General features: G+C 38.2%; 20 protein-coding genes. 9 read left to right on the top strand and 11 right to left on the bottom strand.

The window, feature by feature from the left end; genetic code table 11:
* Window positions 1-40 precede the first annotated feature (40 nt).
* From ACK1JC_RS08215 to dnaE, 4 genes are all read right to left on the bottom strand, one after another.
* The gene (locus ACK1JC_RS08215) at window positions 41-964 is read right to left on the bottom strand and encodes an ABUW_2363 family tetratricopeptide repeat lipoprotein (RefSeq protein ID WP_409511377.1); all 924 of its coding nucleotides are present in this window, start codon (window positions 962-964) and stop codon (window positions 41-43) included.
* A gap of 111 nt (window positions 965-1,075) precedes the next feature.
* Entirely contained in the window at window positions 1,076-1,906 is an 831-nt protein-coding gene (cysE, locus tag ACK1JC_RS08210) for a serine O-acetyltransferase (protein WP_409511376.1), read from the bottom strand.
* Window positions 1,906-2,739: an RNA methyltransferase gene (locus tag ACK1JC_RS08205; RefSeq protein WP_409511375.1), complete on the bottom strand. Its 834-nt coding sequence runs from the start codon at window positions 2,737-2,739 to the stop codon at window positions 1,906-1,908. Before ACK1JC_RS08205 ends, cysE begins: the two co-directional genes overlap by 1 nt.
* 156 nt (window positions 2,740-2,895) lie before the next feature.
* A complete protein-coding gene (gene dnaE, locus ACK1JC_RS08200) occupies window positions 2,896-6,465 on the bottom strand; it encodes a DNA polymerase III subunit alpha (protein WP_409511374.1) in 3,570 nt (1,189 codons plus the stop codon).
* Between the two features lie 212 nt (window positions 6,466-6,677).
* Here dnaE and ACK1JC_RS08195 point away from each other — a divergent pair, with 212 nt between their 5' ends.
* Window positions 6,678-7,553 carry a tetratricopeptide repeat protein gene (locus ACK1JC_RS08195; protein ID WP_409511373.1) on the top strand — a complete coding sequence of 292 codons (876 nt, stop codon included), beginning with the start codon at window positions 6,678-6,680 and terminating at the stop codon, window positions 7,551-7,553.
* A gap of 132 nt (window positions 7,554-7,685) precedes the next feature.
* Here ACK1JC_RS08195 and ACK1JC_RS08190 read toward each other — a convergent pair whose 3' ends face one another.
* Together ACK1JC_RS08190 and ACK1JC_RS08185 are read right to left on the bottom strand one after the other, a co-directional pair.
* Window positions 7,686-8,744, bottom strand: a complete 1,059-nt coding sequence (locus ACK1JC_RS08190; protein ID WP_409511372.1) for an asparaginase — start codon at window positions 8,742-8,744, stop codon at window positions 7,686-7,688.
* A gap of 280 nt (window positions 8,745-9,024) precedes the next feature.
* Window positions 9,025-10,260, bottom strand: coding sequence for a pyridoxal phosphate-dependent aminotransferase (locus ACK1JC_RS08185; protein WP_409511371.1), 1,236 nt, complete (start codon window positions 10,258-10,260; stop codon window positions 9,025-9,027).
* Between the two features lie 152 nt (window positions 10,261-10,412).
* On the opposite strand from ACK1JC_RS08185, the gene msrB reads away from it, so the two are divergent.
* From msrB to ACK1JC_RS08165, 4 genes are all read left to right on the top strand, one after another.
* Window positions 10,413-10,832: a peptide-methionine (R)-S-oxide reductase MsrB gene (gene msrB, locus ACK1JC_RS08180; protein ID WP_409511370.1), complete on the top strand. Its 420-nt coding sequence runs from the start codon at window positions 10,413-10,415 to the stop codon at window positions 10,830-10,832.
* Entirely contained in the window at window positions 10,829-11,311 is a 483-nt protein-coding gene (locus ACK1JC_RS08175; protein ID WP_409511369.1) for a glutathione peroxidase, read from the top strand. Before msrB ends, ACK1JC_RS08175 begins: the two co-directional genes overlap by 4 nt.
* 235 nt (window positions 11,312-11,546) lie before the next feature.
* Entirely contained in the window at window positions 11,547-11,978 is a 432-nt protein-coding gene (locus tag ACK1JC_RS08170; RefSeq protein WP_409511368.1) for an energy transducer TonB, read from the top strand.
* 283 nt (window positions 11,979-12,261) lie between these two features.
* Window positions 12,262-12,423, top strand: a complete 162-nt coding sequence (locus ACK1JC_RS08165) for a TonB-dependent receptor domain-containing protein (protein ID WP_409511367.1) — start codon at window positions 12,262-12,264, stop codon at window positions 12,421-12,423.
* 139 nt (window positions 12,424-12,562) lie between these two features.
* Here the strand turns inward: ACK1JC_RS08165 and dapC are convergent, their stop codons facing one another.
* From dapC to ACK1JC_RS08140, 5 genes are all read right to left on the bottom strand, one after another.
* Window positions 12,563-13,732, bottom strand: a complete 1,170-nt coding sequence (gene dapC, locus ACK1JC_RS08160; RefSeq protein ID WP_409511366.1) for a succinyldiaminopimelate transaminase — start codon at window positions 13,730-13,732, stop codon at window positions 12,563-12,565.
* Between the two features lie 249 nt (window positions 13,733-13,981).
* Window positions 13,982-15,655 carry an FMN-binding glutamate synthase family protein gene (locus ACK1JC_RS08155; RefSeq protein ID WP_409511365.1) on the bottom strand — a complete coding sequence of 558 codons (1,674 nt, stop codon included), beginning with the start codon at window positions 15,653-15,655 and terminating at the stop codon, window positions 13,982-13,984.
* A gap of 208 nt (window positions 15,656-15,863) precedes the next feature.
* A complete protein-coding gene (locus ACK1JC_RS08150; RefSeq protein WP_409511364.1) occupies window positions 15,864-17,027 on the bottom strand; it encodes a JmjC domain-containing protein in 1,164 nt (387 codons plus the stop codon).
* Window positions 17,028-17,157: 130 nt separating this feature from the next.
* The gene (locus ACK1JC_RS08145) at window positions 17,158-17,754 is read right to left on the bottom strand and encodes a Maf family protein (protein WP_409511465.1); all 597 of its coding nucleotides are present in this window, start codon (window positions 17,752-17,754) and stop codon (window positions 17,158-17,160) included.
* A gap of 20 nt (window positions 17,755-17,774) precedes the next feature.
* Entirely contained in the window at window positions 17,775-18,158 is a 384-nt protein-coding gene (locus ACK1JC_RS08140) for a DUF2237 family protein (RefSeq protein ID WP_409511363.1), read from the bottom strand.
* A gap of 148 nt (window positions 18,159-18,306) precedes the next feature.
* Here ACK1JC_RS08140 and ACK1JC_RS08135 point away from each other — a divergent pair, with 148 nt between their 5' ends.
* The 4 genes from ACK1JC_RS08135 (at window position 18,307) to ACK1JC_RS08120 (ending at window position 22,049) form a co-directional block, all read left to right on the top strand.
* Window positions 18,307-19,494: a phosphoglycerate kinase gene (locus tag ACK1JC_RS08135; protein WP_409511362.1), complete on the top strand. Its 1,188-nt coding sequence runs from the start codon at window positions 18,307-18,309 to the stop codon at window positions 19,492-19,494.
* Between the two features lie 178 nt (window positions 19,495-19,672).
* Entirely contained in the window at window positions 19,673-19,951 is a 279-nt protein-coding gene (locus ACK1JC_RS08130; RefSeq protein ID WP_409511361.1) for a hypothetical protein, read from the top strand.
* Window positions 19,952-20,081: 130 nt separating this feature from the next.
* Window positions 20,082-21,119, top strand: coding sequence for a class II fructose-bisphosphate aldolase (gene fba / locus ACK1JC_RS08125; protein WP_409511360.1), 1,038 nt, complete (start codon window positions 20,082-20,084; stop codon window positions 21,117-21,119).
* Between the two features lie 81 nt (window positions 21,120-21,200).
* Complete coding sequence (locus ACK1JC_RS08120) at window positions 21,201-22,049, top strand: EamA family transporter (protein ID WP_409511359.1); 849 nt, start codon at window positions 21,201-21,203, stop codon at window positions 22,047-22,049.
* Window positions 22,050-22,075 lie beyond the last annotated feature (26 nt).

The raw sequence follows: 22,075 nt of genomic DNA, 5'->3' as shown, positions 1-22,075 counted from the left end.
ATAGACTGATTAATCAGTCTATTTTATAGAAAAATTTTACTTATTTTGATAGAGCTGGGTTTTTCATAATTTGCCAAACATTGTAACGATTTTGTTTGTCAATTTCTAAAATTAAACGATCAGCAACTTCTGCTTCTTCAGGGTATTTAACTTTATAGTTTTTAAGAGCTTGGATCGCATTTTTTTTCTGTTCCATACCCAAGTAAGTATTTACAGTAGAAAGATAAGCTTCTTGAACACCTGCTTTGGTTGCTTTATCTAAATAAGGCATTGCTTCACGCTGACCACCACCTTCAGACAATGAAAAACCAAACCAAAGATTTGCTTCTGGATCGTCTTTGTTGATTTTTAAAATACGCTGTGCATAGTTTAATGATTTTGTAGTGTAGCTTGAACCTAAGTCGAGATTACGACCCATGACACTTGCCTTAAATGCGCGAATGAGAATGTCAAAAGAAGCATTATCATGTGAAGCTAGGGTATCGAGTTGTGTTGAAACTTCTTTTAATTTGCTTTCAAAACCACGACGTTCTTGACGGTCGGTAAATTGTGGTGGGTAATGACGTGCTTTACCTTCAACCATCTGTAAAAAATCATCAATTGCAGTGATATCAATTTCATTTTCACCTGCAAGAACAGCATATTTCATGCCACGCTTTGAGCTGTTTACTGTTGGTACAATGAGCTTGTTGCTGTCTAGAATTAATTTTTTATTTGGGTTATTTGGATCAGTGACTTCAAGTTTTTGGACAGGTTCTGCCGCTGCTTTTTTCAGCTCAAGTTCAAACACAGGAGGCTGTGCATAGTTAAATGGATTTAGTGCATAAAAAGGTGGAGTAATATCGGGTTCTGTATAAATAATCGGTTCGTTATTGACTTTATTTTGTGATTTAACAGGAGCAGTGCCGCAAGCGGAGAGTAATGAGGCGGTGACGAGTACCAATGCCAAAGGCTTAAGAGTCATATCTTTCTTCCAATGATTTGTTGTATAAGTTAAAAATTACATGTTGGTCAGTCTAAGAAAAGAATGGGCAACATGCAACTTCAAAATGATTACGTTATTAAAATTTATACATTAAGCTTTAGATTCATTGTTTTGTGCTTCGCATTCACGGCGCACATCTTCAATAATTTTAAGTTCCTCTTCACTATACGGCTGTTCAGCATCTTGCTGCGGTTTAAAGGTGGGATCAATAAGAGATAAACGCTGACATAAATTATTCATGCGTTTTTCATTTTGAGCCAAGCGTTCAAGTAATACACGCATACCTTCAAGCATTGGATCGGTCACATCTTGCGTTGCAGCATAGGCTTGGAATGCAGGATTTTGATCTGTATTGTCTAAGCGAATATCTGTCTTTTCAGGACATGGCGCATTTTGTGTTTTTGGTTGATCCTTATTGATGAAGCGAGCAGGGTTACCAACCGCGGTCGTATCTGCAGGAACAGCTTTGGTCACTACGGCATTGGAGCCGACTTTAGCATTTTTACCGACTGTAAAAGGACCTAGAATTTTCGCACCAGCACCGACTACTACGCCATCTTCAAGCGTTGGATGACGTTTGCCAGTATTCCATGTTGTACCGCCCAATGTCACACCATGATATAGCGTAACATCATCACCAATTTCGGCAGTTTCACCAATCACTACACCCATGCCGTGATCAATAAAAAAACGTTTACCAATTTTAGCACCGGGATGGATTTCAATACCTGTAGTGAAGCGACTAAAAGAAGACAATAAACGTGCTGAAGTTTTACATTCCTTGACCCATAGCTCATGTGCAACGCGATGCATAATAAGAGCATGAATGCCAGGATATGTAGTTAGAACTTCAAATGTATTGCGTGCTGCAGGATCTCTCGCAAATACAGCTTGGATATCTTCTTTAAGCCATTTCAGCATTATTTTTGATCCTCTTGAGGTTTACTTTTCCATGTACCATTATTAAGGGCTTGTACACGGGTAAAAATACCTCGTAGTAAGTGGTATTCCATTTTATCTAATTGTATACGTCCGAAAAGACGACGCAAGCGTAAAGGCAATAATCTTGGGTTCTTTGGGTCCATAAATTCGATTTCTGCGAGCATTTTTTCGATATGTGGATAAAATTGCTCCATTTGCTCATGAGTAACCAAAGGTTCATCCCAATGCATGTCTTCTGAATCAGTCACATGCATGACTGCTTTGGTATCTTCTTGTTTATCTGCAAGCTCAATTGCTGCTATACGCATTTCATAGCAAATGACTTGAATGGCTTGTGCAACATTGAGAACGCCATAGTCTGTATTGACAGGAATGGTGACATGATAATTCGCCATTGCCAATTCTTCGTTGGTCAAGCCACGATCTTCACGACCAAAAACAATCGCAATTTCTTGTTGCTCATGAATCACCGATTGCATTGATTTTTGTGCAGCAGGGCGAGCATCTAACAGTGGCCAAGGGATGGTGCGGCTACGAGCACTTGTACCAAAAACCAAATGGCAATCTTTAATCGCATCTTCGAGCGTATCGACAATTTCAATCTGTTCAATGAGATCAGCCGCACCCGCAGCTAAAGCATCAATATCAGGATGAGGGTAAGTCTTTGGTGCAACAAGGACGAGTTTTGATAGCCCCATGGTTTTCATTGCACGTAAAGCACTGCCTATATTGGCAGGAAGTGTTGTGTTGACCATGACGATGCGTACATGGCTTAAATGCTGAGAAATTTCAGCATTGTCGATAATATCCATTGTAATTCCACAAAAATAAATCAGGCGGTTAATGTCTGAAGAATGTATCGGGTTTAAATTGATGGGAGAGATCAATTTAAGAATAATTAAATTTTAAAATAAAGATTTAAGTGCCATATTTTAGATGGTGTTGTTAAGAGATTTAAAGAATATTCATCAAGAATACTGACTCAGATCTTCATTGTACTGATCCATTGCATCATCCATGCTGATATTTGTCGCAGGTGGTGGGCTTACCACACGAGCAGGAGGTTGATACGCTGCGACTTTAGCAGCTTTAGATTTCACTTGATATTCAACATGCAGTGATTCTTTACCAAAATAATCACGCATTTTCGATAAAAGTTCATCGAGTGGTGCAACTTTCCATTGCTGTCCGAAATGAAACTCAGCAGTGGCATAATCATAATCAAGCATGATGTGTACAGGAATGTGTTGACACATATCCACATTACAATAAGGTTGTAAAATCTTTTGTAAATCAGATGTCAGTGTTTTTGTTAGTACTTCAGGACTGAGTTTAATTGCAATGTGATTGGCACGTTTTTGACGAATTTCATTGAGATTAAAGGCTTTGGTTAAGCGTCCCATTGGACGATCAAAACCTTCACGTTCATAAATTTCACCCTCAATCACCACGACTTTTTCATTTTGAATGATGTCTTTAAAACGGTTAAAGCGTTCATGGTTGGCAGAGACTTCAATACGTGCTGTACCATCATCCAAAGTCACCATCATGCGGTTCGGAAAATTGGCAATATCGACAACAAGACCTGCAAAAACAGTGGTAACACCACGGCGAGTAGGCGTAAGTTCATTAATACGCTGTGAAATAAAGGCTTTTAACTCAGGGCGGTACACATCAATTGGATGTCCTGTGAGGTATAAACCAAGCGTGTCTTTTTCACCTTTGAGACGAACTTCATCTGACCATGGCTTAGTGGGTTTGGCAGGTTTCCGCTGAACTTCTTCAACTTCACCAAACAAATCCATAATGCCAGTTTCACGGTTTGAACGTGCTTGCTCTGCTGCTTGAACTGCTTCAGGCAGTTGTATCATGAGGCTTGCACGATCAATACCTAAACAGTCTAATGCACCTGAACGAATTAGGGCTTCAAGAGTACGTTTGTTGATTTTCTTTAAATCGACACGATGGCAAAAATCAAATAAATCTTTATACACACCATCATGCAAACGTGAATCAATCACAGATTGCATGGCTTGTTCACCGACACCTTTAATGGCACCTAAGCCATAAATAATAGTTTCAGCATCACTTGCATGAAATTGATAGAACGACATATTAATAGATGGTGGTAATACATTTAAACCATTGATTCGACAGTCATCAATTAAGAATACAATACTGTCGGTATTTTGCATTTCTGATGATAATACCGCAGCCATAAATTCAGATGGGTAATGCGCTTTGAGCCATGCCGTTTGATAGGCAACAAGGGCGTAGGCGGCCGCATGTGATTTGTTAAAACCATAGCCTGCAAATTTTTCCATATAGTCGAAAATATGGTTTGCAGTTTTTTCATCAATATCCTTTTTCGCAGCACCTTCAATAAAGATTTGGCGCTGTTTGACCATTTCTTCGGGTTTCTTTTTACCCATTGCACGGCGCAAAATGTCCGCGCCACCAAGAGAATAGCCTGCGCAGAATTGTGCAGCCTGCATCACCTGTTCTTGATACACCATAATGCCGTAAGTCGGTTCAAGTACGCCTTCAAGTAAAGGATGTAGATATTCAAATTCGCCACCATGCATACGGTAGATAAAGTCAGGAATAAGATCCATCGGACCTGGACGATACAAAGATACAAAGGCAATAATTTCTTCAAATTTGCTCGGACGTGCTTCCTTGAGCATTTTCTTCATGCCGACGGATTCAAACTGGAACACCGCCGTAGTATTGGCATCAGCAAATACGGTGTAGGCTTTAGCATCATCTAAAGGGATATATGTGATATCGAGAGGCTTTTCAGATTGGATGCGTTTATTGATATTTTGTACGGCATCTTCAATTACAGTGAGATTACGCAGTCCTAAAAAGTCGAATTTAACCAAACCTGCGGCTTCAACATCATCTTTATCGAACTGTGCAACACGACCTGTACCATCGGCTTCACATAGAACAGCAGAGTAGTCGGTGATTTTGGTCGGTGCAATCACTACACCACCCGCATGCTTACCTGTATTTCGGGTAATACCTTCAAGTTTGAGCGCCATTTCCCAAATTTCAGCAGCATCATCATTGTCAGGATTTGATGGATTGGTGACGATATCTTTGAGTTGTGGTTCAGCTTCAATTGATTCTTCCAAGGTTAAACCTAAAGGTTTTGTTGGAATCATTTTTGAAATGCGGTCAGCTAAACCATAAGATTTACCCAAAACTCGTGCAACGTCACGAATCGCACCTTTAGCAGCCATTGTACCGAACGTTGCAATTTGTGAAACGGCATCTCGACCATAATGACGTGCCACATAATCAATAACTTTATCTCGGCCTGCGATACAAAAGTCAATATCGAAGTCGGGCATTGAAACACGTTCAGGATTCAGGAAGCGTTCAAAAAGGAGTTCATAACGTAGTGGATCGAGATCGGTAATTTTAAGACTATAGGCAACCAATGAACCTGCACCTGAACCACGCCCTGGGCCTACAGGAACTCCATTGTTTTTAGACCATTGAATGAAGTCCATGACAATCAGGAAGTAACCAGGGAAGCCCATTTTGTTGATGATATCTAACTCATATTTTAGACGTTCATCATAAGGCTGACGAATTTTAGCCCAGTCCTCATCACGCTTTTCAAGTGGATACAGGACATCTAAGCGTTCTTCAAGCCCTACTTCGGATAAATGCTCGAAGTAGGTCTCAATGGTGTGACCTTCAGGAATTGGGTAGTCAGGTAAGTCATTGAAACCTAAACGAAGTGAAACGGTACAACGCTTGGCAATTTGTATAGTATTTTCAATGGCACTTGGAATATCTGAAAACAGCTCAATCATTTCAGCCGAGGTTTTAAAGTATTGCTCAGGCGTATAATTTTTAGGACGTTTGCTATCACCAAGGACATAACCATCGGCAATACAAACACGAGCTTCATGAGCTTCATAGTCTTCAGTACGAATAAAATGCACATCGTTAAGCGCAACGACACCAATGTTGTATTTTGCTGCCAGTTTGACCGCTTCTTGAATAAAGTCTTCTTCCATCGGGCGTTGTGTTCGCGTTAATGCAAGATAAACACGGTTACCAAATTTTTCAATCCACTGTTCAAGCAGAGGTTCAGCTTTTTCAGGATAAGCTGACACCAACATTTCACCGACATCACTGTGCAAACCAAGTAAAACAATAAGGTCTTGTGATTGTTCAAGCACCCATTCTTTTTGAACACATGGGATACTGAGTTGCTGACCTTCAATATAGCCACGAGACACGATTTCAGTTAGTCCACGCCAACCTTTTTTAGTCATGGCTAATAAAGTGGCTCTATGTGAAGCATCATTTAAACGAATCGTACTGCCCAAAATTGGCTTGATGCCTTTGGCTAAAGTCTTGTTATAAAATTTGACCGCAGCATGCAGGTTAGACAAATCGGTAATTGCCAATGCAGGCATTTCATCACTTGCAGCAGCCTTCACTAAATCAGGGATCCGTACGATCGACTCTGTGATCGAAAACTCTGTATGAATACCAAGATGTACAAACTGCATAAAAAGATCCTGTGCTGAAGCAGGCAATATTTTAGCACGCTCTGTGTCTGATATGCTGTTCAAAACTTGAAAAACGTGTTGATGTTATCAAGAACTTGTCATGTTTGAGCATTTTAATTTGCCAAAGAAATCATTTATGATGGTGCACTAGAATAATTTTTAAGTATCTTTTTATACAACTGAAAAATCATAGACTGGGAAAAATTAAAGTTATGAAAATTAAAGCACTCGCATTGTCATTATTTTTAGCATGTTCTATTGTCCCAAATGTTTATGCTGACGAAGCTGTTGAATATAGCGCTGCATTGGTTAAAAAAGCTGAAAAAGGTGATGCTCAAGCGCAGTATGATTTAGGCGAAGCTTATTACCAAGGTAACAATGTTGAACAAGATTACGAACAAGCTTTTGAATGGTATAAAAAGTCAGCGGCAAAAGGAAATTTAGACGGCATTTTTTCAGTGGGTTATATGTATGACAACGGCGAATTTGTCGAAGAAAATAATCCTGAAGCGATGAAGTGGTATTTGAAAGCAGCCAATAAAGGGCATGCATTTTCACAATATTATATTGGTTCAATGCTTGAAGAAGGTGAAGATGGTGTTGAAGCCAATCCTAAAAAATCAATTGAATGGATAAAAAAAGCAGCAGATGGTGGTTATGCACAGGCACAAAATCATTTGGGCTATAATTATGCCAATGGTATTAATGTTGACGAAGACAAAGCTTTAGCGGTCAAATATTATCGTTTAGCTGCAGCTCAGGACTATGATGAAGCACAGAACAACTTAGGTACGATGTATCACTTAGGGGAAGGTGTAGAACAAAATTATGCTGAAGCAATGCGTTTATATAATCTTGCTTATGATCAGGGTAATGAACTCGCAGCTTCAAACATTGGCTTGCTGTATGAAAATGGCGAAGGTGTGAAAAAGGATTATAAAAAGGCAGCAGAATATTATGAGCAAGCCGTTGAATTAGGTGATTCAAGCTCACTAGAAAATTTGGCCGATTTGTATGAAGAAGGTGGTTTTGGTTTGAAAAAAGACATTCGTAAATCAAAAGAATACCGCGCACGGTATGCAGATTAATAAAGACGACAGCATGATATTGATGTGAATATCATATTATTACTTTGAATCGTATAAATAAAAAGTGCCTGAATTTTCAGGCACTTTTTATTTTCAAGGTTTATTTGTGATTAGATTTAACAGGTCTTAATCCTAATAATCCCAAAATATACGCTGAATTTCTTTTGCATCGATAGTTTTAGTCAGCGCAAGTGCAGCAAGCAGTTTAGCTTTTTGTGGATTGAGGTCATGTGCGACAACCCAACCATATTTATCATCGGGTTGTTCTGCGTTACGTAGGACAAAGCCTTGTGGAACACGAGATGAGCGAATGATTTGAACGCCTTGTTTTTGGAGTTCATTCAAGGTCGGTACAATATAATTTGCTACAGAACCATTGCCTGTTCCTGCATTGATAATCGCTTTTACACCTGCTTTAGCAAAAGCATTATAGGCATCAGGGAGCATATTGCCTGAGCCATAAACAATTTGTACTGGAGGGAGGTTGTCGCCTTTGATATTTTCAATATTAAATTCTGAACTGTTGTTATGGCGTTTTACTGTATTACGGAACCAATAGGGCTTGCCTTCAACAAGCATACCAAGCGAACCCCATTGGCTTGTAAAAGCATTGGTGTGAATATTGATCGATTTTGTTACATCTCTAGCTGCAAAAATATCATCATTCATGAGAACAAAAGTACCTTTGCCTTTTGCACTGTCATCAGCAGCGAGCGCAACTGCACTATAAAGGTTCAATGGACCATCAGCAGAGAGTGCAGTTCCGGGGCGCATTGACCCAACTACCACAATAGGTTTGTCAGAATGAATGACTAAATTAAGAAAAAATGCAGTTTCCTCAAGAGTATCTGTACCATGTGTAATGACGACACCATTTACATCGGGTTTTTTCAATAAATCATTAACTTGACGAGCAAGAGACAATAATTCCTTGTCGGTAATACTTTCAGATGCGACTTGCATCGCCTGCACGCCTGTGACATTGGCAAGGTTTTGTATTTGTGGAACAGCATTGAGTAATGCATCAACAGGGACTTTTGCCGCTGTGTAAGTCGCACTATTTGTAGAGCTAGCACCTGCCCCCGCAATTGTACCGCCCGTTGCAACGACAACGACATTATTTTTGGCAAAAACCATACATGGAAGTAATAGGCTTAAACTAAGTGTAAGTGCTGAAATTGTTCTTTTCATAAAGATTCCTTTAAAATTCTGTCCATGTTCTAAGCATTTTTTGTACCAACTTTTAAATTAATACAGATGAGTTGTATTTGCCTATACTGATTTTAAAATGTGAAGTTTTAAATGATCATTCAAATTTATAGTGTATGTATTTATTGTTGAATATTGGATAAATAAATTGCTTTATAACGCTATTTTAAAAATAAAATAAAAGGTATATATGATTTTTTAGACAAAAAAGGCACTCAACTGAGTGCCTTTTTGATCATTCTTATTTAACTTAATATTAACATTAACGCAATTTTGCCAAGAAGCGACCTAAACGAGTCATTGCTTCACGAAGTTCATTTTCAGCAGGTAAGAACACCACACGGAAATGATCAGGTGTAGGCCAATTAAAACCAGTTCCTTGAACTAAAAGTACTTTTTCTGCACGTAAAAAATCGAGCATAAATTTTTCGTCATCCTGAATTGGATAAATTTCAGGATCTAGTTTAGGGAAGCAATACATTGCACCTTCAGGTTTTACACAACTTACACCAGGAATTTCATTGAGCATTTCCCAAGCAATATTACGTTGCTCATATAAACGACCGCCGGGACGAATCAAGTCATTAATGGACTGATAACCACCTAAAGCAGTTTGAATAGCATATTGAGCTTGATGATTAGCACATAAACGCATAGATGCGAGCATATCTAAACCTTCAATATAATCTGTAGCACGTGATTTATCACCAGTAATAGCCATCCAACCCGAACGATAGCCTGCAATACGGTAAGCTTTAGATAAACCATTAAACGATACGCACAATTGATCTCCTGCAAGCGCAGCAACAGCAACGTGTTCAATACCGTCATAAATAATTTTGTCGTAAATTTCATCAGCAAATAAAATTAAGTCGTATTTTTTTGCAAGTGCAACAATTTGTTCAAGTACATGGCGTGGGTACACAGAACCTGTTGGATTATTTGGATTAATAATCACAATACCACGCGTATTTGGCGTGATTTTACTTTCCATGTCTGCAATGTCAGGGTACCAATGGTTTTGGTCATCACATTTATAGTGAATTGCTGTACCACCTGATAAATTCACTGCAGCAGTCCATAGCGGATAGTCAGGCATTGGAATAAGCATTTCATCGCCATCATCAAGCAGACCTTGCATTGCCATCACAATCAGTTCAGACACACCATTGCCGATATACACGTCATTGACATGCATGTCTAAAATACCTTTTTGTTGATAGTACTGACAAATGGCTTTACGCGCAGGAAAAATTCCTTTTGAATCAGTATAACCAATCGCATTTGGTAAGTTTAAAGCGACATCTTTAATAATTTCTTGTGGTGCTTCAAAACCAAAAGGTGCAGGATTGCCGATATTGAGTTTAATAATTTTATGTCCGGCTTCTTCCATCTCATTGGCGGCTCTTAACACTGGCCCACGAATGTCGTAGCATACATGCTCGAGCTTTGACGATTTTTTGATTTCGCGTGGAGAAGTGTTACCTAAAACGGACATAATCCCATCCAATTATTTTGAGTTAGAAAAATAGATTACTGAAATATCACAATCTATGTTGAAATTTAGCTGGAATTTTTTTAAATGACAGCGTAAATATGGAAGTACGGAGAGCATGACATTGAATCTCGAAGAATTAAAGGAGTTTAATGATGGGAAAACTCAATAAGACAGACCGTGAATGGCAAAGAGAGTTATCACCAGAAGAGTTTAGGATCACTCGCCAAAAAGGAACGGAAGCTGCTTTTACGGGGAAATATTGGGACACTAAACAACAAGGAACTTACGTCTGTCGTTGTTGTGGAGAAGCACTATTTAGTTCAGATAATAAATACGATAGCGGCTGTGGTTGGCCGAGTTTTTATAAGGCACTTAATGGAACTGCGATAGAAGAGCACGATGACCATACACATGGTATGGAGCGTACAGAAATTGTGTGTCACCACTGTGATGCGCATTTGGGGCATGTCTTTGAAGATGGTCCAGAACCGACCGGATTGCGCTACTGTGTCAATTCCGCTTCACTTGAATTAAAAACACAAGAAAAAAATGATGAGGATACATATCCATGACCAGCATTTATCAATTTGAAGCTGAACTATTGGAAGGGCAAAATAAGTCACTGTCAGATTACGAAGGAAAAGTATTATTGATTGTGAATACGGCAAGCAAGTGTGGTTTTACACCACAGTTTGCTGGTCTTGAAAAATTATATGAACAATATAAAAATCAGGGTTTTGAAGTCTTAGGCTTTCCAAGTAATCAATTCGGAGGACAAGACCCAGGGAGCAATGAGCAAATTGGTGAGTTCTGTCAGCGCAATTATGGTGTGACGTTTCCTATGTTTGCCAAAGTTGATGTCAAAGGTCCTGAAGCCCATATTGTATTTCGCTATTTAACCAATAACAGTAAAGGTGTTTTGGGTAATGGTATTAAATGGAATTTCACTAAATTTTTAATCAATAAAAAAGGGCAAGTGGTGAATCGTTATGCACCGACAACAAAGCCTGAAACGCTAATAGCAGATATTGAACAGGAATTGGCGAAGTAAATTTAAATCATTAGAATACAATTATGAATTTTAGGCGATCAAAGAATCGCCTAATCTTAAAAATTAATCTGCTTGTAGTTAAAGTGAGTAGAGGTGTTGAGTTGATGCAATTCAATTGATGGACTTATTGGACTTATAAGTTATAGGTATTGTAATAAAATTTAATTTTTTTGTAATTTGCGTTATCATCAGACGAAGTAATTAAAACGCCGAACAGGGTCATACTTAGATAACAATGAAAACTAAAATTTTACTTATAATCGTATCAGTAATACTTGTACAAACTACTTTTGCTAGTCCTGAATCGGATAAAAGCAAGCAATTATTAAGTGTGTTAAATCAGAGTACGTTTATGGATGGTTATCCTGACATAAAAGATGATTTTAATGCGGATGAATACGTAAATCGTTATAAGCGGGGATGGGAAAAGGCACCTGTTTTTAATTTAAGTAACAATGAAGTTAAAGCAGGTAAAGAAAATATTGAAGTCAAAATTACCGCTTTTCCTGATGGGCGCATTCAGAATGTAGAACTTTTAGAATCAACAGGTAGTAGTAAAACGGATCAGAAAGTTGTCTCTGCAATTAAAAAAGCTAAATTAAAGGCAATGCCTTATCCTGATGAAAATTTGACTTATAATATTATTCAAAATGTTAAATTACAGTAATTGATGTAAAGACTTAGCTAATTACTAAGATGATATTGATGAAAATTTGTTTGAGCGAATAGTTGTGAATTTGTTTTATTATTTTGGGTGTCTCGGAAACCAATAGTATAGACAATCGTTTAATGAAGTCATTTGAAATTGGCAATATTAAAAATAAAGTTATGATAGGCGTCGATTATTATAAAAATAAAACTGATGGTGTGAATAATGGTTTTGCCCCACCGATAGACATGTTTAACCCAGTGCATCAATCTACACCGTATCATTTTAAATGGACTGCGTCTTGGGGGCTGGAATTCGTTATATCGGTAGTACGAATGATGAACAATATTATGAAGGATATAAGGTGGATCCTTATACGCTATATGATGCGATGCTTAGTTATCCGCTAAATGAGCAGTTTGATGTACAAGTTAATGCGACGAATTTGAGTAATAAGGAATAAGTAAGTGCATGTTCATTCTATTGTTACTATGGGGCTGAATGTGCAGTGGATATGCGTGTAACGTATAAATGGTAATTTGATGAGTATTTAAGTAAAAAATGGGCTGTGTAGCCCATTTTTATTGATCAAATCTAAATACTTAAAGAATAGATTTTAATCGTTTAACTACTTCTGCACATTGTTCAAGATCTGCAACGAGTGCAAGACGGACATGATTTTCACCAGGGTTCCCTTGCTCTGTTTCACGAGATAAATAACGACCTGGTAATACTTTAATGTGAGCTTTTTCCATGAGCATCTTGGCGAAATTTTCATCATTATCGACTTTGAGCCAATAGTAAAAGCCTGCATCAGGTTTTTTCAGTGGTAATAAATGTCCCAATTCTTTTTGGAAAAGATCAAATTTAGCGCGGTATTGAACACGGTTTTCTTCTACGTGGGTTTCATCATTCCATGCTGCAATTGAAGCAAGCTGATGTTGAACAGGCATTGCTGCACCGTGATAGGTGCGGAACTTTAAATATGGTTTCAATAAAGTTGCATCACCCGCAACAAAGCCTGAACGCATGCCTGGTAAGTTTGAGCGCTTAGACAATGAATGGAAAACGACACAATTTTTATAGTCATCACGTCCCATTTCAGCGCAAACTTCGAGTAAACCAACAGGTGCTTCATCGAACCAGAGTTCCGAATAGCATTCATCCGATGCAATTACAAAATTGTATTGGTCAGATAAAGCGATTAGTTTTTTAAATTGTCCTTTTGATAATACGGCACCTGTAGGATTTCCCGGTGTACAGACAAAGAGTAATGCTGTTTTTTCCCAAACTTCGGCAGGAACAGCATCAAAGTCACCTAGATAATCATTTTCTTCGGTGCAGTTGATAAAATAGGGTTGTGCGCCTGCAAGTAAAGTTGCGCCTTCATAAATTTGATAAAACGGATTTGGCATTACCACATAAGGTGCTTCATCACGGTTAATCAAGGCTTGAACAAAAGAAAAAATGCCTTCACGTGTACCAGTAACAGGAATGATGTGATCTTCTGCACTGATATTATTGAGTTTAAAGCGACGAGTTAACCAATTGGCAATACTTTGACGTAATTCAGGTAAACCTTTGCTGTTTGGATAAGTCGAAAGATGTTGGAAGTTATCAATAATTGCTTGTTTGACAAACTCAGGTGCAGGATGCTTTGGTTCACCAATCGACAGAGGAATCTGTGGCAGTGCAGCAGGTTGCACATCCTGAAAAAGTTTATTTAACTTTTCAAATGGATAGGGATGTAATAAAGACAAACTTGAGTTCATGAAACAATTACCAACTTTTGAATTTGAATGAAAAATAGTGAGTAAAATGAGGTGGAAGATTTACTACATATTATCAGGTTGAATACTCATGGTATGCTATTTTTCAAAATTTTATGAAAGATCTTAAATGAAATTTAGTTGTATTTTGATGCATAGATGGCATGAGTAAAAATATTTAAATTTCCTTCTCCTTTCGGGAGAAGGAGGATCTTTCAGAATATTAAAGAGCACATCATAAAGCGTGCACCATTAGAATCGATCTGCAACAGCTAAATTCCACATTCTGAAATAAAAGTTTTCATCATCTTTGTTTTCACAATTGAGCAATTCACCTTCTTTTAACCAAAAATGTAGCTGCGCATAGTTTTTGATTTCACGGTCGCTAATGCGCTGTGCAAGATGATGCGCTTTAATTTCATTTGGATGCTCTAAACCAGCGGCAGCAAGCATTTCTGCAAGTGCTTTCATTGTATTTTGTTGAAAATGAAATACCCGATCTGCTTTGGTCGGAACATCAAGTGCTTTTTGACGTTGAGCATCTTGTGTTGCAACCCCAACAGGACATTGGTTTGTATGGCAACTTTGCGCTTGCACACAACCTACGGCAAACATAAAGCCACGTGCAGAATTGACCCAATCGGCACCCATCGCCATGATGCTTGCAATATCAAAAGCACTGATGATTTTACCACTGGCACCAATTTTAATTTGATCTCTTAAGCCTGCACCAACCAGTGTATTGTGCACAAAAAGTAGGGCTTCACGTAATGGTGTTCCCATGTGATCAATCAGCTCAATTGGTGCTGCACCTGTACCACCTTCAGAACCATCTACTACAATAAAATCGGGTACAATTTTTGTTTCAAGCATAGCTTTGACAATGCTCATAAATTGCCATGGTTGCCCAATACATAGTTTAAAACCGACAGGTTTACCACCCGATAGTATGCGTAGTTTTTGGATAAATTGCATCATTTCAATTGGTGTACTAAATGCGGAATGACTTGCAGGTGATACACAGTCACGATCACGAGGAACACCACGAATCTGTGAAATTTCTTCTGTAATTTTATGTTTGGGTAAAATACCGCCGTGACCGGGTTTCGCCCCTTGTGAAAGTTTAATTTCAATCATTTTAATGACATCGTTGTTGATTGCCTGTTGTTGAAATTTATCAGGATCAAATTTGCCATCAAGTGTACGGCAGCCAAAATAACCACTACCGATTTCCCAAACAATATCACCACCATTTTCAAGATGATAAGGGCTTAAACTGCCTTCACCTGTATCATGGTAGAAATTGCCCATTTTGGCACCTTTATTCAAGGCACGAATCGCATTGGCGCTTAAGCTTCCGAAGCTCATTGCTGAGATATTCATAATCGCTGCACTATAGGGTTGTGAACATTGTTCATTACCAATTTGAATGCGGAAGGTTTTAAAGTCAGCAGGTGTGCGGGGCGCAAGGGAATGGGTTAAAAAGCGATAATCTTCTTGATAGACATCAATAATTGAACCAAATGGTTTATCGGCATTTTCATTTTTTGCACGTTGGTATACAAGGCTACGTTGTGAGCGTGAAAAGGGTAAAGCATCTTCATCAGATTCAATGAAATATTGACGAATCTCAGGTCTAAAACTTTCAAAAAAAAAGCGGAAATGTCCCATAATTGGGTAGTTGCGTAAAATGGCATGTTTGTCTTGGATCACGTCATAGAAGCCCACAACTGTGAGGAAAAGACTAATCACCCAGACAACATTAAGTAAAGTGTCTGAAAAAAAATAATAAATTAAATGAGATTGCTGAAATAAAATGACCCAAGATAAATAAATGGCGATAAAAATGCAGAGAAACCAGACCGAATTACGGGAAAAAAAAGTATTTAAAAGTTTACTTCTTATTGCTTGCGAAGGGCTTGCCATTGTTATTAAGAATCCTGCTAATTATATAGATGATTACGTTGCAATTTAAAAAGAGAATTCTCAAGTATATATTTGTTAGAGCTGAGAATCATTCTAACTTTTTGGCATTTAACAAGAGTTAAAATAAAAACCTGTGCAATCATTAATTGCACAGGTTTTTATGGATTTAGAACGAAAATTTAAGAGACTAATTTAGTCTAAATATAATCTATTCCTCAGTTGGGACTAGCATCATGATTGATTCATTGAGTAGACCTGCAATGTTTTCTAAAACCTCATCATCTGCCAATTCAATATTCAATTCTACGGCTTGACCATCTGCAATTTTTTTCAATGTTGGTGCAAATTGGGCTGAAATACAGATAGATTCACCATTTGCCCAAAACAGTAATACATTGTTTTGCTCAGTATAAATTAAGCGTGAAGCAGGCTCGATTTGCAGTAAATAGCCTTGCTCAAGCACTTCTTCCAAGTCACCTGTACCAATCGATTCTGCTTCAGGAATATTTTCAGGGTATTTAGACTCTGCCATTAGACTCATAATGGCATCTTCTAAAAGGGTAGAGTCATTCAGTTTTGCTAATAATTCAGCTTTGAGGTGGTCTAATTCTACTTGAGTCACTTGACCAATTGGATTTTGATGATTACGTAAGACATCGATCAATGGATTGCGCAGTGATTGATTTGACATAAATTTATCACTAACACGATCCATCATATCTGCAACATTGGGCATGCGGAAACCAAATGAGTAAGTGAGACATTCATCTTCAGCCACGCCAAAGTGTGATAAACCTGGGGGCACATAGAGTAAGTCACCTGGTGCAAGGACTTCATCAAAATGTACGTCTATTTCAGGGAGTAATTTGAGTGGTTGACCCTCGACAAATGCAGAGTCAGTATCACACATTTGACCCAACTGCCAACGACGATGTCCATAACCTTGAACAAGAAATACATCATAAAAGTCAAAATGTTTTCCGACAGAACCGCCTTGAGGTGCATATGACACCATAATGTCATCACGACGCCATTGTGGAATGAAGGGAAATTTTTTCCAAAGTTCAGCTAAATCAAATGAATAATGATCTACAGCTTGAACAAGAAGTGTCCAAAATTTTGGCATTTTTTGGAAATCACCTTTAACAAGTGGTGAATTTTTCACTGTCCACTGATTTGGGTCTTTGTCTTTTTGTTTAATTAAACGAGCAGTTGTATTTTCATCAAGGGCAAGTTCCATCACATCATCAGGAACTAAAATCTCTGAGATTTCTGGCAGGGCATTACGTACCAATAATGGTTTTTTTTGCCAATATTCTGAGAGAAATTGTTCTGCGGTAATTCCGCCTAAAACATCTAAAGGTTGGGACATGAAAATAGCCTAAGCAAAATTAAATCAATATTGAGTGTATTGTCTTATGATCAAAGGGGGTAGTGCAAGTTTTTACAAGTTTATTTAGATCATTGAAAAAAGATGAGATTGGTTTGAGCTTATTTAACTTTCAAGGTAATAAAATTCCGAGTGTTCTCAAAATCCCACACAACTGAATCATTGGCATACCCATCAATGTGGTTTGATCTTGCCCAATCATTTGTTCAAACAGACTAATTCCCAAACTTTCACACTTAAAACTTCCTGCACAGTGCAAAGGGCTATCCAACAGCACATAACGCTGAATTTCTTCAAGACTTAAATCGCGGAACTTGACATGATAATGTTCCGCTAAGGTTTGCTCAAAACCTGAAGCTAAATGTTGCACACTCAATGCTGTACTGAAATAAACATTCTTACCCGAATTTGCCTCCAATTGCTGAATGGCTTTTTCAACAGTCAAAGGTTTACCAATAAATTCTTGCGGTGAATGCTCACGCCAAGCCACTTGATCTGAGCCAATGACAATGGCATGAGGATGATCTTGTGCAATCACTTGTGCTTTTTCAAAAGCCAATCTTTTCGCTAAATCATCTGCATGAGTTTCACCTTGAGGTGACTCATCAATATCGGGAGAAATGCACAGATAATCTAAACGTAGGCGGTTCATCAAGTCTTTACGTGTTTGACTTGATGATGCCAAAATGATCTGAGTTCGGTTATTCATCGAAGATGCTGAATATGACATTAGACTGCATATTCCATAACAACATCTAAGGGTACATAAGATAAAACTGCTTGATGACAGGCTTCCGCTTTGACACGAGGTGCTTGACCATCTTGATAAGCTTGAACCCAACGTGTTACGCAAATGCACCAAAAATCACCAGGTTGTAATCCCGGGAAACCATGTTCAGGTAAAGGCGTGGTTAAATCATTACCAGTACTTAGCGAATAACTTAGAAATTCAGAGGTCATTTCAGCACACATGGTATGTTGACCCAGATCAGAAGGGGAAGTATGGCAAAAACCATTACGGAAATAGCCTGTAATAGGTAGGAAACAACAACTTGCCAATGGCTCACCAAAGACATTTAAACCATTGATTTTTGGATCAGGATGAAAAGACATAAATCACTAAAATAATGCAGAGATTGCTTATAATAATCAAAACTAACAATTTCTACAGCATTTCTACAGCATTTCTACAAAAGTCGCTAACCTTTTTTTCTCTAATCATTTAGAATCAACGCGATTTTAGACTATAAGAGAACGATGCATGAACTTTCAGCGTATGACTGACCTCGATTTAGCAGGCAAGCGTGTACTTATTCGAGAAGATTTAAACGTACCTGTTAAAAATGGCGTGATTACAAGTGATGCACGTTTACGTGCAGCTTTACCGACAATCAAACTTGCCCTTGAAAAAGGTGCAGCGGTAATGGTGTATTCACATTTAGGTCGTCCTGTTGAAGGTGAACCAAAAGCTGAACAATCTTTAGCACCAGTTGCTGCTTATTTGACTGAAGCTTTGGGTCAAGATGTAAAATTATTTACTGATTATTTAGATGGCGTTGAGGTAGCAGCAGGTCAAGTGGTACTACTTGAAAACTGTCGTTTTAACAAAGGTGAAAAGAAAAACAATCCTGAGCTTGCGGCAAAATATGCAGCACTTTGTGATGTATTTGTTATGGATGCTTTTGGTACAGCACATCGTGCAGAAGCATCAACAGAAGGCGTTGCACGTTTAGCGAAAGTTGCAGCAGCAGGTCCTTTACTCGCAGCAGAATTGGATGCTTTAGGTCGTGCGCTTCAAACTCCTGAAAAACCAATGGTTGCAATTGTTGCAGGTTCAAAAGTATCGACTAAGCTTGATGTCTTAACGTCACTTTCTGATTTATGTGATCAATTGATCGTGGGCGGTGGTATTGCCAATACATTCCTTGCTGCAGCAGGTTATAATGTCGGTAAATCATTGTGTGAACATGACTTAATTGACACAGCAAAAGCGATTGCTGCGAAAGTTTCTGTTCCACTTCCTACAGACGTTGTGGTTGCCGATGCTTCTGAAATTAACTTTGATGATTTCTTAGGTTCACTTGCTGTGGCAAAAGCTGTAGTTAAAAAAGTTGAAGATGTTACAGACAACGACATGATTTTAGATGTCGGTCCTGAAACTGCACAAGTATTCGCGGACATTCTAAAAACCTCTAAAACTATTCTTTGGAATGGTCCAGTTGGCGTATTTGAAGTTGATCAATTTGGTGAAGGCACTAAGGCACTTTCATTGGCAATTGCAGAATCCGCAGGCTTCTCAATCGCTGGCGGTGGTGATACTTTAGCTGCGATTGATAAATATGACGTTGCAGACAAAATTGGTTATATCTCTACTGGTGGTGGGGCTTTCCTTGAGTTTGTAGAAGGTAAAACATTGCCTGCTGTTGCTGTACTTATTGAACGTGCTTAAGCATATTCTTTAAAAGTAATATACAAATGATGTATTTAAAAGGTTGGCTTAGGCTGACCTTTTTTGTTTTTGAAGGTTTTGTGACACATTCGTTTGTCATTCATCATTAAGTCATCAAAATGAAATATTGCTGAAATAAAATACATTGTATTCAGTCAGCAATTATTGGAAAAATGTGATGAAATTTAAATTTGTACTTGCAGCATTGATTGCTCTACCTTTCGCTTTAACTGCATGTTCAAAACAAGAAAATGCACCTGCATCTGAACAGGTTGCAGTTTCTAGCGCAGCGACTACAGAATCTGAAACAATATCAGCAGAACAAAAAGCAGCAATTGATGCACTTGACCAACCCGTTTTAGATGAAAAAAATACAGATATTCCTGCTGAAAAAGCTAATGCACCTGCAGATGTGGCAACACATGCGACAGAAGAAGAAGCACCAAAAGCGCAATAATTTTAGTAAATACTATATTTTTAGAAAAAGTCCCTGCCAATGCAGGGACTTTTTTTTGAAATACTACATATTGTTGCTGAATTGAAATACTTCCGCATGTAGAATATGGGGCATTGCTTGGGAGGATATTATGGCTCTTATTTCATTGCGTCAGCTTTTGGATCATGCCGGTGAACACAATTACGGTGTTCCTGCGTTTAACGTAAACAACTTAGAACAAATGCGTGCAATCATGTTAGCCGCAGATGAAACAAATTCACCTGTCATCGTGCAAGCTTCGGCAGGCGCGCGTAAATATGCGGGTGCACCGTTTTTACGTCATTTGATTTTAGCGGCAATTGAAGAATGGCCACATATTCCAGTGGTTATGCACCAAGATCATGGTACTGATCCTGATGTTTGTCAGCGTTCAATTCAATTGGGTTTTTCATCAGTAATGATGGATGGTTCTTTGGCTGCTGATGGTAAAACACCAACGTCATACGAATATAACGTAGATGTCACTCGTCGTACAGTTGCAATGGCGCATGCATGTGGTGTTTCTGTAGAGGGCGAAATTGGCGTTTTAGGTAGTCTTGAAACAGGTATGGCAGGTGAAGAAGATGGTGTAGGCGCTGAAGGCGTACTTGACCATTCTCAACTAGTCACTTCTGTTGAAGAAGCACGTCAGTTTGTTGCTGATACAAACGTTGATGCCTTGGCAATTGCTGTTGGTACTTCACATGGTGCGTACAAATTTACACGTCCACCTACAGGAGACATTTTGGCAATTGAGCGTATTAAAGAAATTCACGCTGCAATTCCAAATACGCATCTTGTTATGCATGGTTCAAGTTCTGTTCCACAAGAATGGCTTGCAATCATTAACCAATATGGCGGAGACATCAAAGAAACTTATGGTGTTCCTGTTGAGCAATTGGTTGAAGCAATCAAACACGGTGTTCGTAAAATCAACATCGATACAGATTTACGTTTAGCATCTACAGGTGCGATGCGTCGTATGATGGCTGAAAAACCAAGTGAATTCGATCCACGTAAATTCTTTGCAGAAACTGTAATTGCAATGAAGCAAATCTGTGTAGATCGTTATACACAATTTGGTACAGCAGGTAATGCTGACAAAATTCGTCCAATTTCTTTAGAGAAAATGGTTGATCGTTATAAATAATTTTTAAAATTATTAAACGATTAGAATAAGAAAAAGCCCACAAAATGTGGGCTTTTTCTTGTAAAAAATGAGTGAATTCATATGGAACTTATCTTTACCGCAGCGACATGTAGTGTCATTGTGTCTATTCTTTTAAAATGGTTTAAAGCACAAAATTATGTGCCTATGCAGATGATTACTGCCAATTATGCGATTGCAAGCCTGCTAGCATATTTATGGTTTAAGCCTGATTTAGCGCATATTTCGGTATCGGAAACGCCATGGTGGCTTATTATTTTACTCGGTATTACACTTCCGAGCGTATTTTTGTGTTTATCGAAATCTTTACAGACAGCAGGTATCGTTAAAACTGAAATTGCACAACGACTAGCGGTAATTTTGTCACTCAGTGCAGCCTATTTTTTATTTCAAGAAAAATTCTCGACCTTAAAAATTATTGGAATTGTTTTGGGTTTAGGGGCTGTGGGTTGTATTTTATATTCACATCAGCAGCAATCCGAAAAATCCACAAAACAAGGCATGTATGCTTTACTCAGTGTATGGTTAGGCTATGCACTTATTGATATTCTACTCAAATATACCTCAAGTTTAGGTGTGCAATTTGCTGTTAGTTTAAATTTAATGTTTTTTATGTCATTGATTTTAAGCATCTTATATTTACTGATCAAAAAAACCAAATGGCATGCTAAAAGTTTATGTGCAGGTTTATTACTTGGATTGTTTAATTTTGCCAATATTGCATTGTATGTCAAAGCGCATATTTTGTTAAAAGATTCTCCTGCGGTTGTTTTTGCAGGGATGAATTTTATGGTGATTTTATTGGGTGTAATTGCAGGCTTATTTATATTTAAAGAAGAAATGAAAACATCAACAGTATTGGGCTTGGTGCTCGGATTAGGTGGAGTTATTTGTTTAGCGTTGGCAATTTAGTATTTTATTCATCACGGTGACCTGAA

The sequence above is a fragment of the Acinetobacter sp. TY2 genome (assembly GCF_046269225.1).
Lineage (GTDB): Bacteria > Pseudomonadota > Gammaproteobacteria > Pseudomonadales > Moraxellaceae > Acinetobacter.
Note: the sequence above shows the minus strand (reverse complement) of the source record. Positions and strands in the feature narration are given on the sequence as shown.